The 15,181-nt window shown below is 68.8% G+C and carries 11 protein-coding genes; 5 read left to right on the top strand and 6 right to left on the bottom strand.

Annotated features, from left to right (window positions below; all coding sequences use genetic code 11):
* Positions 1-108 precede the first annotated feature (108 nt).
* Together N8I84_RS17775 and N8I84_RS17770 are read right to left on the bottom strand one after the other, a co-directional pair.
* Positions 109-2,652: a S8 family peptidase gene (locus tag N8I84_RS17775; RefSeq protein ID WP_263230451.1), complete on the bottom strand. Its 2,544-nt coding sequence runs from the start codon at positions 2,650-2,652 to the stop codon at positions 109-111.
* A gap of 97 nt (positions 2,653-2,749) precedes the next feature.
* Complete coding sequence (locus N8I84_RS17770; protein ID WP_263230450.1) at positions 2,750-3,736, bottom strand: AAA family ATPase; 987 nt, start codon at positions 3,734-3,736, stop codon at positions 2,750-2,752.
* 431 nt (positions 3,737-4,167) lie between these two features.
* Between N8I84_RS17770 and N8I84_RS17765 the strand changes: the two genes are divergently transcribed.
* A complete protein-coding gene (locus N8I84_RS17765) occupies positions 4,168-4,539 on the top strand; it encodes a hypothetical protein (protein WP_263230449.1) in 372 nt (123 codons plus the stop codon).
* Positions 4,540-5,083: 544 nt separating this feature from the next.
* Here N8I84_RS17765 and N8I84_RS17760 read toward each other — a convergent pair.
* Both N8I84_RS17760 and N8I84_RS17755 read right to left on the bottom strand, forming a co-directional pair.
* On the bottom strand, positions 5,084-5,542 hold the full coding sequence (locus N8I84_RS17760) for a hypothetical protein (RefSeq protein WP_263230448.1): 459 nt from the start codon (positions 5,540-5,542) through the stop codon (positions 5,084-5,086).
* 529 nt (positions 5,543-6,071) lie between these two features.
* On the bottom strand, positions 6,072-7,910 hold the full coding sequence (locus N8I84_RS17755; RefSeq protein WP_263230447.1) for an acyl-CoA dehydrogenase family protein: 1,839 nt from the start codon (positions 7,908-7,910) through the stop codon (positions 6,072-6,074).
* 251 nt (positions 7,911-8,161) lie between these two features.
* Here N8I84_RS17755 and N8I84_RS17750 point away from each other — a divergent pair, with 251 nt between their 5' ends.
* From N8I84_RS17750 to N8I84_RS17740, 3 genes are all read left to right on the top strand, one after another.
* Complete coding sequence (locus tag N8I84_RS17750; RefSeq protein ID WP_200420750.1) at positions 8,162-8,863, top strand: ScbR family autoregulator-binding transcription factor; 702 nt, start codon at positions 8,162-8,164, stop codon at positions 8,861-8,863.
* Positions 8,864-8,929: 66 nt separating this feature from the next.
* Positions 8,930-10,162 (top strand): cytochrome P450 family protein, encoded by a 1,233-nt coding sequence (locus N8I84_RS17745; RefSeq protein WP_263230446.1) that lies wholly within the window; start codon positions 8,930-8,932, stop codon positions 10,160-10,162.
* A gap of 135 nt (positions 10,163-10,297) precedes the next feature.
* Entirely contained in the window at positions 10,298-10,930 is a 633-nt protein-coding gene (locus tag N8I84_RS17740) for a ScbR family autoregulator-binding transcription factor (RefSeq protein ID WP_263230445.1), read from the top strand.
* 114 nt (positions 10,931-11,044) lie between these two features.
* On the opposite strand, the gene N8I84_RS17735 is transcribed toward N8I84_RS17740, so the two are convergent.
* Together N8I84_RS17735 and N8I84_RS17730 are read right to left on the bottom strand one after the other, a co-directional pair.
* A complete protein-coding gene (locus tag N8I84_RS17735) occupies positions 11,045-12,709 on the bottom strand; it encodes an IclR family transcriptional regulator domain-containing protein (RefSeq protein ID WP_263230444.1) in 1,665 nt (554 codons plus the stop codon).
* 101 nt (positions 12,710-12,810) lie between these two features.
* Positions 12,811-14,085, bottom strand: a complete 1,275-nt coding sequence (locus N8I84_RS17730) for a M6 family metalloprotease domain-containing protein (protein ID WP_263230443.1) — start codon at positions 14,083-14,085, stop codon at positions 12,811-12,813.
* A 311-nt stretch (positions 14,086-14,396) separates the two neighbouring features.
* Here N8I84_RS17730 and N8I84_RS17725 point away from each other — a divergent pair, with 311 nt between their 5' ends.
* Positions 14,397-15,041, top strand: coding sequence for a TetR/AcrR family transcriptional regulator (locus tag N8I84_RS17725; RefSeq protein ID WP_263230442.1), 645 nt, complete (start codon positions 14,397-14,399; stop codon positions 15,039-15,041).
* Positions 15,042-15,181: the final 140 nt, after the last annotated feature.

The raw sequence follows: 15,181 nt of genomic DNA, 5'->3' as shown, positions 1-15,181 counted from the left end.
TTTCGGGCAGGCCAAGAAGGCTGTGCCACTCTCCGCGGAGAGCTGCCTGGCAGAAGATGGCGAGATCGGTCATCACGGCGAGCACTCCGGAGCCCTTGGTCGGGGCAACTACCAGCCGATCTCCGTCTGTACCGGCAAGTGCGTGTTGACCTCGTTGCGTACCGCTAGTGCGCCAAGGATCGGGATCTGGAGCTGGTTCGCGATCGGGGTGTACAGGTCGGTGTCGACTTCTGGTGTCTCCAGCGACACCAGGAGCGCGTACCGCACGGGGCGGCCCACTCGGTCGGTGCGGTTGTGGCTCTTCCACCAGCCCCCGGAGGGGTGGACGGCCAAGATGCCGCAGTCGGCCAGTTCGGCCGCCGAGCCGTGCCAGACATCAGTGTGGAGCGATCCCTGATTGCGGTTTTGGGGACCGACCAGCCAATTCTTGTCCCCCTCGAAGGCCTTGGCGTGAGAAGGAATATCGCTTTCGGCCTCGGCCTGCGCGGTGATACGTCGCTCGAAGCCGTCCACGGATTCACCCGGCGCTCTGATTGCGAAGCGGAGCCGATGGGAGGCGTAGCTGTACCTGCCCCGCATGCCGAGGCGCCCCGGATTCGGCTCAATGAAGTACGACAGCGTCACCCGGAGAGCGACGGTGGCTGCACCCAGGTCCCGCAGCTGCTCCAGAGGCCATGGCAGTTCGTGGAACTGCAGCTCTGCCAGGCGCACGCCGCCACTGCTGTCCCTCTGGAACGGGATCAGCTGGCTCTGCACGATGAGGGTGACGGCGTTGGCGGCGCTGGACAGCACTCGCTCCGCGCTTGGCACGCCCCAGCCGTAGCGGCGGATGACCTGCTTCATCAACTCCTTCTTCGTCAGCTTGGGGCGACCGGTCTTCGTGTACAGGCCGTTACCCATCATCGCGGGCGTCCAGCGCGCCTCGTGCACCAACAGCCCCCGTACGGCCTCCGGCGACAGGCCGGGATAGGCGGCGTGGGCGAGAGCGGCGAGGTGGGCAGCCTGGGCTGTAGCGGCACTGGTCGCGTTCGCGGAGGATATCTGCCGGAAGGAGTCCTTACCGGTCGTGGTCACACTGATCACAGGATGGGGGTCCAGCAGGATCTCTCCGGGGTCTACGAGGAGGTTGCCGCCCTCCATGACGATGTCCGGCTTGACCACAGGCGTTCCGGTAAGAGCGACCGACGTTCGGCTGAAGGGCGACAGCTGACCGGGTGCGGCGAGCGGCCGGAAACCCGCGAAAGTCGGATCCTCGGGGACACTGGTGAGTTCGGTGAAGGCTCCGACGGTGAGGATGTTGTGTGCCTGCGCGGGCTCCTCAATCCGCATGAGGTCACACATCGTCAGGTGGTCCAAGCGCCCCTGTGGGGTGCGGACGTGCCGTGGCTCCAGGCCCCTGATATTGCCTGCACTGACCACGATCAGTCGTGAGGCATCCGGATCGGGAGCCCCGATCAGCTCGATACGGTCGTCATGGGCCACCACGTCCGTTCCTGCGGCGAGTGCGTCAAGGGCAGCGGACCACAGGGTCGGAGTCCCGTCGACACCGTTCTTGCCGTCCCGGGACTGATCGGTGACCGCCATGGAGAACACACGGGCACGCGGCGGACCTGCGCTCAGGGCTTCGATTTCCGCCGTCGCCATGGCGTTCGCCGTCACCTCGGCGTAGGTGCGCGGGTGCGCGGGGTCCCCGGTTACGCCGTCCAAGATTTTTACGGACTCCAGCCCATGTGTCAGTACGACCGGGTCCGAGCTCTCCAGCGGTCCGGCGAGATCTCCGTAGAGGGCGATGCCGGTCATCTCGGTGCCGTGTCCATGCCGGTCCGCCGCGGTGTGACGTGGCAGAGCGCTGTGTGCCCGTCCGTGCAACGAGGTCTTGAGGAGGGGGTGCTCCTGGTTCACTCCTGTGTCCAGGACACATACCGCGGGAGCGTCGGGTGGGGCGGCCTCGATGCGTTCGGCGAGGTTGTCCACCAGCTCGTGCTGGAGGGAACGGTCGACGGAGTGCAGTTCCTGGGCGAAGGTCGGACGACGGATCTCCACAGGAGTGGCGTTGGTCCCCATGAGCGCCTGTAGATCTTCGCCAGAGGCATGCACATGGGCGACGAGTCGCTCGCCGACGGCCAGAGCTACCTCTGTCACTGGCCAGTGATGCTCCGAGGCCAGCTCCCGCAACGCCGCGACGGGATCGGATTCGACGATCTGCGGGTCGAACCATAGTTCCCACCAGAGGTACTCCTCCAGTGGCGGCACAGGATCAGCTTCCTGCCACAGATGCTCGAAAAGGGCTCGCTGGACCTTCTCCATGTTGGCGACCAGCGAAGCTTGCTTGGGCGCGCCGCTGTCGGTGTCCTCTGTGAACTGCTTGATACGGCGGGAGAGATCTCCAACCTTCTCGTACGGGACCCACACCAATGCGTCCTCGGGACGCTGGTCAGTGCGTGGATGGACGCTCATCAGTGTCAGGCCCGAGCTGTCGAGGGCCTCCAACTTGAGGGCGTGTCCGGCCGCGGCCTCGACGCGGACAGCGAAGCCGTCGGCCCGGTATGGCTCGGGTATCTCGGCACGGGCGTCCACTGCCTCGTCGCGGGCCTGTTCCAAGCCGCCGACGAGGCGGGAGACGTGCCCCTGTCGGTCGGCGGACCGATCCATCGGGGCCTTGTCCCTCGCCGGCCGGGGCTGCTTGGGCCGCAAAGTGCGAGCAGGCCAGGGAACGATGAGATGCGGAGCGCTGGCGGATGATTGCGGCTCAGGCATTGTGGAGCGCGTGCCGCTCACTCAGAGCGTCCAGCAACAGGCGATCGTCGATCACGTCAGCACCCCCCAGAATGGCCTGCTTGGCGGCGGACTCGGCAGCCTTCACGAGTTCCGCATGGCTCAGCCCGGCCACACGCTCAGTTACAGACGGCCACCGTACAGCGCTGGTGTCCATTCCCGCGAGCCTCCTGCGCATCACTTCCACCGCCTGGTCCGGTGTGGGCGCCTCGTAGGCGATCACCAGATCGAAGCGCCTGAATAGGGCCCGGTCCAGGATCTCGTGGTGGTTGGTGGCCGCTACGACGAGGCTCTCCGAGGGGGCCTCGTCCAGGAACAGCAGGAAGGAGTTGAGGATCCGCCGCGCCTCGCCCACGTCGTTGCCGACGGCTCGCTGTGCACCCAAAGCGTCGAACTCGTCGAACAGATAGACCGCCCGTGTCTGGGCCACGGCATCGAACACCAAACGCAGCTTCGACGCAGTCTCGCCCATGAAACGGCTGATCAATCCGTCCAAGCGGATCGTGAACAGCGGCAGGGACAGCTCGCCGGCCAGCGCGGCCGCCGTCATGCTCTTGCCGGTACCCGGTGGGCCGGAGTGCAGAATCCGGTGGACCGGGGTGAAGCCGAAGCGCTCAAGCCGAGCCCGCTGCCGCTGTTCGTGCAGTACCCGGTCGAGGGAGGCGCGCAGCTCCGTGGCGAGAGTCATGTCGTCGAGTCGGATATCGGGATACCAGGCCGTCAGCAGACTCGACAGTTCACCTCGGGGCTGAACCACAGGCGTCGGACCGACAGCACCGATGGTCTTCGCGCCCCGCTGCCGCATCGACTCAACGAGCTCGCGCAGCTCTACCGCGAACTTGCCGTGCCCCTGACGCGCGGACTTGGCAGCCACCTGGAGGGCGATGCTGTAGAAACGGTCGTCGTCGGCCTCGGCGTGTGCCCGCACGAGGGCTTTGAGATGTTCAGCGCTGGCAGCCACCCGCGTCACACCTCCCCGAGTAACCGGTGCGGCCCACCGTAGCCGCTACCACTGACAAGGCATCGTACGAGGATCTCGTCCCACGTACCCACTTGACGAAACCGTCCGTACCTCTTCTATCCAGTCTCGCTGGCATCGTTGTCACGGGAACAGCGAGTCCGGCCTGCCGTGCCACGGTCTGCTCACGATCCACACGTTCCCGACGCCATCGTGGCCAACTCCTCCAGCAGAGCCACCGTCCGGCATCAGGGCCCGGGCCGGTCACGAGCCATGCGGGAACATCACCCATCAGGCCGCGCAGACGCATGTCCGAAGTACCCCAGAGCCAAGGGACAGGGTGATCCTGTAGCAAGCATCCAAGTGTTCCGCTCGGGCCCCGCCAGTCGCCACACCTTCGGCCTCGCATGCCGCGCGGTCTGCCAGTTCACCAGATGGCAACGGTGGCGGTCCGCACCGAGTCCGTTCCGTTCGCACCAGAGGTGCGCCGCCCGATCGACACCGGACGCAGCACCCTCGATCACGACGAGTCGATCACCGTGGCGCGCCGCCAGACGGCCCAATACCGTCGCCACCGTTCTGGGCCAGGCCCACTTCCGTCGCCGCAAACCAGCACGCGGGGATCAGCCAGTTCCATGCTCCCCGTCTTTCCCAGTCCCGTCGTCGGCCGACCTCTCCTGGACCGCTTCGCTGTGCGGCATGAAGGATCAGGAGCCAGCCTTCCGCTGCTCGCGTTCCGCAATCACGAGCGTGTCTTCGAGTTCCCTCAGTTCGCCTCGCTGATCAGCGAGGCGATGGGCCCGTGATGTCGGTGAAGACGATACGCATTCTGGAATTAGACATCTTCCGGGCAAGGCCTCCGAGTGACGCCGGCAGTCTTGAAACAGGGATGCGCTCTGTGTCGCTTAGCGGTGAGGGCAGCCAAGCGCAGGTATGACGCAGAAAATTCAGCGCGCATTCCTGGCGAGCTGTCTCCGTGGAACGCTCACGAGCTAACGCATCTTTGATCGCATGACTCAAGAAGTCTCCGCACTCATCCGTGACGCTTTGGTCCATGCGCGGATTCGCCCCTTTACCCCCGGCGCGAAGGAAATACTCATCTTAAGCAACTCGTCCGGCCCCGGGAAAAGAGTGCACAGTACGCAATGGAAAGCGAGTCCTGAAGTCGTCTCCATGCCTTTTTGATGGCAAGCTCCTCATCCCGCGCCGACACGAAACCAGCGATACCTCTTCGGCGGGCGACGATGCCATCGACATGCCGCTGATCCGCCGCGCGGCTTCGAGCTCGACTCCGCATACGGTCCGAGTCAGGATGATCTCAATTGCGTGCAGAAGCATGGGGACTCCAGGTCAATAGAGCGAGATGGGGCCGTCGGGAAGCCAACCTTCCACGTATCCGGAGACCAGAAGTGCCAAGCCTTCAGGTGAGATGTCTCGGTGTCGAGCCTTGAGCTCGCTGATTTTCCACCGGGTATGTGCCGGAGACATCGCCTGAAACGAGTCCGACTCTTTCACGCTGATCCGCACGATGAAAACGCGGTAAACCGTTCGCTGGTTGTTTTCCCAGCAGTCGGACTCCCGCGTTTCGTGAACGCCGTAGACGGACCCGAAGCGAGGATTCGCGATGTGAAATCGCTCGGCGAGGTACTGAGTGGCCCCGTCCTTGAAATCGGTGCCGGTGGCGAGCAGTGCCTGCGGGACCGTCCAGCCGCCGCAGCATCCACCGCACAGCATCAGGCGATCCTGGCAGTCCAGGAGGAGTAGGAGGACGCGGCGGTCGGCGGCTGACAGCGCATGGGAGGTTGCCATGCAAGCCAGACTGCCGTCTGGCTACTCAAGTAGCAATGCGAGTGCCGTCCCATGGGTGACAGGTTCACTCGGGCAGTGCCACAAGCGTGCCGCGTGCCGTGGCCTGCCTGCCCCGCCAATGCGCACACTTCGCACTAGAACCATGCGCTCCGCTGCACCCTGCGCACGCGTCATGAACTGCGAAAAAGCTGCATAGGCGTTTGGGATTTGAGGCTGCCGCGTTTGGGGGTGTCGCACGGCACCAGGCCTGACCTGCGGCGACGGAATTTCCCACACATCCCACGAAGGCAAGGTCGAAGGCGTCGGAACGCGTGTCGACCGCTCACAGCCTAGCGGATGCGCTCCCTCGTGGTCGTCCCCGTTCCACCGCAGTCGTGTCCTTGAGAGGTCGCGCCCCAGCCGGGGCGGGGCCGTGTTACCCCCGGCTTCTCCCGGTTGCGCGGGTCCGGGGCATGCGGAGGGTAATCGGATGGTTGCCCGTAGTCATCCGCGGTCCGCCAGAACGTCGCTTCCGCTCGATCGGCTGGAGCTACTCCGTCGGCTCCAGCGGCTCGACCGTCCCCCCGCCCGCGATCGGTATTCGCGACAGCATCTCCGGGGGGAAGTCGAACGCGTCGGCCAATGTCGTCATCTGCGGTGCCAGTTCGGTGATGAGTGCGTCCCGTGCCTTGGGCAGCGAGCGTACGTGGTCCGGCGACAGGTGGCCCTCCGCGAGCAGGTCCCCCGTGTGGGCGCGCAGGTGGCGGAGCAGGAACAGGCGGCACAGGTTGCGCAGCAGCCGTCGGGTCCTCGGGTCCGTCGGCCGTTCCGAGGCCCTGGCGAACGCGTTCGCCGCCTGAAGCTGGGCGTGGGCCGAGACCATCTCCAGGGCGGCTTCCGAGGTGGTGTTCCAGCGGCCGACCGGGTCGCCGGACGGGCCTTCGCGCAGGGCCGTGCGAGCCCGTTGCTGCCAGATGGCCTCGACCCGGGCGAGCAGGCCCCGTAGGAAGACGAGGTCTGTCAGGTCTGCGTCGGCCGGTGGTGCCTGCGGAGGCCTCGGATCGTGGCCGAAGACCATCTCGGAGGCGGCCTTCACCCAGATCACCAGGTTGTCGCCCTCGGCGGTGATACCGCCCTCGATGTTGCCGGGCAGCTCCGAGATGCCGTTGGCGGGGAAGAGGCCCTGCGCGCCGCACCGTTCGCGGCACTCGGTGGTGATCGTGCGTGCCTGCCAGGTGATCCAGCCCTTGGCGATCGCCGCGAGCCGCTCGACCTCCTCGCGGTCCTCCTCGGTGTGCGCGGCGAACCGGTTCACCACGGTGCGGTGCAGGAACGTCATCGCGTACGCCGTCGCCAGGCCGTCGAGCAGCCGGCTGTGGTGGCTGCGGTGGGCGGCGACCGGTATGCGCTCGGCGGCCCTGGGGCCGGCGATCAGACGGCTGTGGGCGTGGCGGACCGCGATGGCGAGCGCGGCGCGGGCCATGCCCAGGGTGCCGGCACTCATGCAGAGCTTGCCCATGGTGACGCGGTTGATGGAGCGCAGGAACCGTTTGCGCTTGTTGCCGAGGTTGCTGGTCAGCGTGCCGTCCGGGGCGAGGCGGCCGTGCTCGGCCTCCAGGAGCGCCTCGCGCGGGAGCCACACGTGGTCGAAGGATGTGAGGGCGTGGTCGACCGGGGTGCCGGTGCGCTCCGGCAGTCGGCGGACCGTCACCCCCGGCAGGTGCCCGGTCTCGTCGCTGAGCGGGGTGAGGAAGAGGAACACGCCCCGGTCCTCGCCGTCCACGACGAGCCGGGCGGCTACGACCGCCGTCTTGGGACCGCCCGTCAAGGTCGTGTTGGGCATGAACTTCTGCGCACCGGGCGTCGGCGTGTGCAGGTGGAAGCCGCCGCTCGTGCGGTCGAAGACGGCGACGGTCTCCATCGCGGCCACGTCGTTGCCGTGCTCCAGCTCGGTGCACAGAAACGTTCCTGTGTTGCGGAGCGAGCTGAAGGCGGACAGGTCGCGGTCCCCTTGGTCGTGGTCGACGAGGCTGCCGAGGAAGAGGTTGTAGTGGATGCTGGCGAGGGTGGTCAGCCCGCCGTCCACCGGTCCGATCCACTCGTGCAGCGCGGCCAGCCGGTGCGGGTCGGCCGCGAACCGCAGGGGATCGTCGAGGCGATCGTTGACGAGACGCAGGCGGTCGTAGGAAAGAGCGGTCCGCTCGGCGGCGGACAGGCCGGGCCGGTACGCGAACGCCCGGCCGGAGATCGCCGTGCGCCACACGCCGTGGGTACGATCACGACGGGCGCCCTCGAAGAGAAGGTGCGCCAGATCGTCGGCCAGCGGGTGTGCCTGGTCCCCGGCTTGCGTTCCTGACGTTGTTTTCGTCCCTAACGTCTCGGACGTCATGACAGTCATGGGGCTTTCCCCTGGTGTGGATCCCTGGTGCCGGTCTGGGTCTCGAGTCAGGCGCTGAGCAGGATCGAAGATACGTACCAACCGGTTTTCTTTTCAAGCCCCTCATGGGTCTCTCCAGGCTCCCCCCGACACTGGCCCGCCCCCCTTTCGCTACCAAGTGTCCGTTTGTTGGTGCGGTGCATCAGGGTTGTCAAACCGTTTGGCTGGTTTTATTGTCCGGTGCGACGGAGAGGGGACTGCTTGTGGCGCGGCAGGAGCGGGCCATTCGCACGCGGCGGGCGATCCTGGTCGCCGCGGCGCAGGTGTTCGACGAGGTCGGGTACGAGGCGGCGACGATCTCCGACGTGCTGAACAGGTCGGGGGTCACCAAGGGCGCCCTGTACTTCCACTTCACCTCCAAGGAAGAGCTGGCCCAGGCGGTGCTGGCCGAGCAGGTCTCCTCGCTGCCGCGCGTCCCCGAGCAGGAGTTGAAGCTGCAGGAGTCGCTGGACGAGGCGCTGCTGCTGTCGTACCTGCTCCGCAGCGACACCGGCGATCCGATCGTCCAGGGAAGCGTGCGTCTGACCGTGGACCAGGGGTCGCCCAAGGACCACCTCAACCGCCGGGTGCCGATGCAGGAGTGGACCGAGCACACGCAGGCCCTCTTCGAGGAGGCCAAACAGAGGGGCGAACTCCTCCCGCACGTCGACGTCGCCGCGCTCGCCAAGCTGTTCGTCGGCGCGTTCACCGGGGTCCAGGTCCTGTCGCGGATCATGACCGGGCGGGTGGACCTGGCCGAGCGGGTGGCCGATCTCTACCGGTTCCTGATGCCGTCCGTGGCCGTGCCGGGGATCCTGGTCCGCCTGGACTTCTCTCCGGAGCGGGGGCCGAAGGTGTTCGAAGCCGCGATGAGACGCCGCGCAGAAGAGCTCGAGCAGGAACGCGAAGAAGAAAAACGCGGGTGATGCCTCCGCCGGCGCACCGCGTCGAAAGCCGAAGGGCCGACCGACCATCGAACGGAGTGCACCCCCATGGACATGACCGCGTGCCCGTACGCCCTTGACGTGACCGGACGTGACCTGGCGGGCGAGACCGCGCGGTTACGGTCGCAGGGACCAGCCGTCGAGGTGGAGCTGCCGGGCGGGGTGCGCGCCTGGGCCGTCGTACGGCAGAAGTACGTCAAGCGCCTCCTGACGGATCCCCGCGTCTCGAAGGACGCCCGTCGGCACTGGCCCGACTTCGTCGCCGGCCGCATAGGCGAGGACTGGCCGCTGTACCCGTGGGTGGCGAACGAGAACATGCTCTTCGCCCACGGTGACAGCCATGCCCGGCTGCGCCGACTGGTCGCCGCCGCCTTCACCGTCCGTCGTACCGAGGCGCTGCGGCCCCGCGTCGAACAGCTCACCGGAGAACTGCTCGACGAGCTGGAGGCGTTGCCGGACGGCGAAGTGGTGGACCTGCGGGACCGGTTCGCCAAGGTGCTGCCGATGCGAGTCATCTGCGAGCTGTTCGGCGTCGCCGAGGAGACGCGCGAACCGCTCTGCGCCGACCTGGAGTTGGTGTTCGGTACGGCCGTGCCCGGGGCCGAGATGGCCGCGGCACAGGTGCGGGTCTTCGGAATGCTCGGCGAGCTGGTCGCGGGGAAACGGGCCAGGCCTGCCGACGATCTGACCACCGCGCTGATCGAGGTCCGTGACAGCGACGACGGCCGGCTGAGCGAGCAGGAACTCCTCGGCACGCTCTACCTGATGATCGCTGCGGGCCAGGAGACGACCTGCACGCTCATCACCAACGCCGTCGGCGCGCTGTGCGCCCACCCGGAGCAGCTGGCGCACGTCCGTCAGGGCCGTGCGGACTGGGCCGACGTGGTGGCCGAGACGCTGCGCACGCACGCGCCAGCCGCGTACTCGCCGATGCGGTTCGCCGTCGAGGACATCGAGCTCGACGGGGTGCTCATCAGGAAGGGCGATCCGATCCTGGTCTCCTTCGCGGGTGCGGCCTCGGACCCCGAGGCGTACGGGGACGACGTGGGCGTCCTCGACGTGCTGCGGTCCGGCCGGAGGGACGACCTGGCCTTCGGACACGGTGTCCACCGCTGCCTGGGCGCACCGCTGGCCCGGCTGGAGGCGACGTCCGCCCTGGCGGCGCTCTTCACCCGCTTCCCGGACCTGGAGGCGGCCATGCCGCTCGACGGGATCGAACCGGTGCGGTCCTTCATCGTCCATGGATACGGGGCCCTGCCCGTCGTGCTCCGCCCCAGCTGACCGAGCCGGTCGAGAGCCGGGCGGACCCGAGCCGGCCGAGCCGCCGAGTCGGCCGAGCCGACCAAGCCGCCCGAGCTGAAAACCGCACGGACGGTTTGTTACCCTGAGCGTACCCGCGCAGCAACGGAGCGTCTGATGGCCAAGCAGGAACGTGCTGTCCGCACGCGCAACGCCTTGATCGAGTCCGCCGCCGAACTGTTCAGCCGCGACGGCTACGAGGTGGTCTCGCTGGCGGCGATCAGCGCCAGGGCCGGGGTCAGCAACGGCGCGCTGCACTTCCACTTCCCCAGCAAGGCCGCCCTCGCCGCGGCGGTGCGGGGCGCGGCGGCCGAACGGTTCGACCGGATCGTCTCCGCCGAGCGACCGCCGCCCCAGCTCGGCGGTTCGCTTCAGGCACTGGTCGACACGAGCCACGCTCTGCTGCTGAGCCTGCGTCAGGACCTCGTGCTGCGCGCGGGGTTCTCCCTCGACGGTGTCGCGGAGGACGCCGGTCGCGGTGTGAGCCTCCACGAGCGGTGGCACGCCTGGGTGGAGGACATAGTCGCCCGGTGCGCGAGGGAGCAGCTCCTCTCCGACGTCGCACCCCGGGACCTCGTCGCCACGGTGGTCGGCGCGACGGTCGGTTTCGCCGAGCTGGGCGGGCGCGACGTGCGCTGGCTGTCGCGTATCACGCTCACCCGTTTCTGGTCGCTGCTCCTGCCGCGCATCGCCACGGCGCCGACGCAGCGCAGGGTGGTGGCCACAGGGAGACCCGCCGAGGTCGTCTGATCGGTTCGCCCGTTCCCGTCGCGGGGGCGCAAGGGCGCGAGCACGCAAGGGCATGAGGTCATACGGGTGAGGGCGCGAGGTCGCGAGGGCGCAGGGTCGCAGACCGTCGCCCCGTCAGCTGTTCGGCACCCTCCGGAACCGCCCGGCCACCCGCAGGTCCGCCTCGATCCGCGCCGCCGTCGCGTGCAGCTGCGGCAGGATGTCCGTCAGGCACTCCTCGGACGTACGGCGGCTGCTGTGCATGGCCACGTTGACCGCCGCCACCACCCGGCCCCCGCGATCCCGCACCGGGACCGCGATCGACCGCAGCCCCTCCTCCAGCTCCCCGTCGACCAGGGCGTATCCCTCGCGCCGTACGCGCTCCAGCACCTCCCTCAGTTCGGCCGGGTCCGTGACCGTCAGCCGCGTCAGCGGGGCCGGCTCCGGCAGCGGCGGCTGCGGGAGGTCCGCCAGCATCACCCGGCCCAGCGAGGTCGCGTAGGCCGGCAGCCGGGCGCCGACCGTGATGTTGACGCTCATGATGCGGCTCGGCGCCACCCGGGCCGTGTACTGGATGTCGTCGCCCGTCAGCACCGCCAAGGAGGTCGACTCGTGCACCCGGTCGGACAGGGCGGTCAGGTGCGGGGTCGCGATGTCCGACAGGGTTGTCCGCGACAGCGGTGGGAAGCCGAGGCCCAGGACGCGCGGGGTGAGCCGGAAGAAGCGGCCGTGCACGGTGACGTAGCCCAGGTGCTCCAAGGTGATGAGCGCCCGCCGTGCCGTGGCCCGTGCCAGCCCCGTCGCCTCGGCCACCTCCGTCAGCGTCAGCTCGGAGCGGCCCTCACCGAACGACGTGATCACCGTCAGCCCGCGGGCCAGCGACTCCACGAACTCCCGCCCCAGCTCCTGCTTCGACGCCCCCGTCCAGGCCGCGAGCCCCGACGGCGCCGTCGGCACGGCGGCCGGGGCCTCGCGCAGCTCCCGCTCCATCGCCCCGACCGCCGTGCGCAGCCGCGGCAGCAGCGACCGGCGCAGATCGTCCGCCGTGTGCCGGCTGGTGTGGCTCACCACGCTCACCACGCAGGCGATCCTGCCGTCCTCCGCCCGCACGGGCAGGGACAGCGCCACCAGGCCCGGCTCGATCAACTGGTCGTCCAGCGCCCACCCCCGTGCCCGCGCCTGCCCGGTGCGCTCCTCGAAGTCGTCGCCCACCGAGCGGTCGGAGCCGTCGAGCGGGCGGCTGCGTGCCGGCACCGCCGGGAAGCGGCGGTCCTCCGGGTCCGCCGCCCGCCGCGCGTGCCACCGTGCCCAGTCCTCCTCGTCCCACTCGGTCGCGAACAGCGGCCCCGGAGCCGTGCGTTCCGCGGGCAGCAGATCGCCGATGCGGAAGCTCAGCGACATCGCGCGGCGCCGGGTCGCCTGGTGGATGAAGCGGATGCCGTCCAGGTCGGCGACCGCGAGCGACACCGACTCGTCCAGCTCGTCGGCGAGCGCGTCCGCGTGCGCGTCCAGCAGCTTCGGCAGCCGCAGCGCCGCGAGGTAGGCGTTGCCCAGCTCCATCAGCCGCGGCGCGAGCACGACGTCCCGGCCGTCCAGCCGGACGTACTCCATACGGGCGAGGGTCGCCGTGATCCGGTCGACCGTGGACCGGGCGAGCCCGCTGGCCCGCTCCAGGGCGCTGAGGCTGCAGCTGCCGTCGGCGTCGGTGAGCCGGCGCAGCACTTTGAGGCCGCGCATGAGGGGGGCGACGGCTTCGGTGGGGGCGGCGCTGTCCGGGGCCGGGGTGACGTTCGGGAGCATGGGGTCACGGTAATGCGGGGCCGGCCGCCTGCGCCGTGTTCACATACGGCGCAGGGCGCCCCGACCCCCCGTATGCCTTCGGTGGGACACCTCCGGGCGCGTCAGCGCCGCGTCACCCGTACCCGGTAGTCACCGGAGGGCGCCTTCGCCTCGACGGTGATGACGATCCCCTCCTTGGGGTCCGCGAAGCTCTGCCCGGGCACGAACGGCGCGTCGGACAGCTCGGCCTGCACGTTCGGGCTGCGGGTGCAGCCGCCGCTGTCGCGTGTGGAGTCGTAGACCTGGATGGGGCCGTTGCCGGTGTCGACGTCCGCGTCGACCCGGTAGATGAGGATGCCGGGCCGGCACACCGCCGCGTCGTTGCCCTCGCGGGTGCGCAGCTCCAGGGCGTAGCCCGCCCTGGAGCTGAACGGCAGGAAGACCAGTTTGCGGCCGCCGGCGCGGGCCAGCGGGGTCAGCGTGTACTGCCATGAGCCGTGCGCGGTCACACAGGCGATCTGGGAGTCGTCGAGCCAGCCGAGCTTCCACTTGTGCCAGGCCAGCATGTCGTTGTTGGCGCCCCAGTCCTCGCTCATGATGTCCCAGTGCCCGACGGCGCCGCCGCCCTCCTGGGTGTAGAGGTCGGGCAGGCCGAAGATGTGGCCGTTCTCGTGGGGCAGGACCCGGAAGCCGGTCTGGGGGTAGGAGCCGGAGCCGTCGTCCTGGCGGCTGTAGATGAAGGACGCGTTGGAGACGGGGACGCCGTCGGCGACCGGGGCCTCGGCGTTGCCGGCGAAGGTCACCGACAGGACGGTGTCCAGGGCGGAGGGGCCGGCGTTCGGGGTGACGAGTACGTTCACCAGGTCGTAGTGGCGGAAGTCGACCTCGGGGTCGGCGGCGGTCACGAGGTCCTGCACGAGTTCGCGGTAGCCGGGGTCGAAGGGGGCGCCGCGCTGTATGCCGTACGCCCTGAACGGCTTGGGCATGCGCAGCCAGTGGCGTATAGGGGCCTCGGTGCGGTAGTCGAGGCGGCCGTAGGAACTGGTGGTGAACCACTGACGGGTCTGCGGGACGAACTCCGCCAGCCGGTCGAGCGCGCTGCCCTGTCCGGGCGCGTCGGAGAAGTCGATCATCAGGTTCAGGGCGTGGACGGTGCCGGTGGAGCGGGCGTAGCCGGAGGGGGTGGGGATGCTCTCCGGCATCAGCACGCGGTTGTGACCGTGGAGCATGCAGGGACGCAGCGTCGAGGAGCGGGCCGGGGCTATGGGGCCCGCCGTCGTGGAGCCCGCCGTCAGATGTGCCGTGCCGGCGGAGGTGGAGACCGCCAGCGTCAGAACGGTGACCGAGGCGAGCGAGGCGGCGCGGCGCGGGCGTATCCGGCGGCGGGACGGCTGCATGCGGTGGCCCTTCGCTCCACGGCAGCCGCGCCTCACCGGCTGCACCCTTGCGATCACCCTGTGCCGGGGGGTGCGGGGACGCGCGTTGAGGGAGGCCGAACGAGGGGTTCGAGGGCGGGGCAGGGGTGACGCTGGGGGCGGGGAGGTGTGGGAGCCGCCCAGCGCCGATGTGATGTGACTCAGGTCACATGAAATTGCCCCGTGTTGGTGAAATAACCGGGGATCGATTCCCCGTTTAGACCTGTGTCCGAGCGAAACGGGGACTGAATCCCCGGATCGCGATCACCAAGCCACTCACCCAGGAGTACGCCGTGCAGACCGCCACCCCCGTGCAGCGACGGGCGTCCCGGCCCCGGGCCGATGCCCTGCGCAACCGGGAGCGGATCGTCATCGCCGCCCGGGAGATGTTCGTCGAGTTCGGCCCCGACGTGCCGTTCGACGAGATCGCCCGTCGGGCCGGCGTCGGCAACGCCACGGTGTACCGCAACTTCCCCGACCGCGACGCCCTCGTCCGCGAGGTCGTCTGCTCGGTCATGGACCGTACCTCCGAGGTCGCGGAACAGGCGCTGGCCGAGGACACCGACCCCTTCGAGGCGCTGGAGCGCTTCGCACACGCCGCCGCCGACGAGCGGGTCAGCGCGCTGTGCCCGATGCTCTCCGGCACGTTCGACAAGCACCACCCGGACCTGGAAGCGGCACGCGAGCGCATCGAGCGGCTCGTCCAGGAGCTCATGGACCGCGCCAAGGCGGCCGGCACGCTCCGTCCCGACGTGGGCGTCGGTGACCTGATGGTCGTCGTGGCCCAGCTCAGCCGCCCCCCGGCCGGTACCGCGTGCTTCAGTGTCGACCGTTTCGTCCACCGCCACCTTCAGCTGTTCCTGGACGGTCTGCGGGCACCGGCCCGCTCCAGGCTGCCGGGCACGGCCGTGACCGTGGAGGAGCTTCGCCAGGCCTGAGCGATCAGTAGGCATCCGTAGCGATTAGTTCAGCGCTCCACCCAAGTCATCCCTCACAGCAGAGCTTCCGGCCGTCAACGACGACGAGCCGTCACCGACCGTCACCCTTTTTCCTCTACGACGTCCCGGAGTGGGTACCT

Origin of the sequence: Streptomyces cynarae (assembly GCF_025642135.1) — a bacterium.
GTDB classification, from domain to species: Bacteria; Actinomycetota; Actinomycetes; order Streptomycetales; family Streptomycetaceae; genus Streptomyces; species Streptomyces cynarae.
The sequence above is the reverse complement of the archived record's forward strand: the minus strand, read 5'-3'. Positions and strand labels throughout refer to the sequence as shown.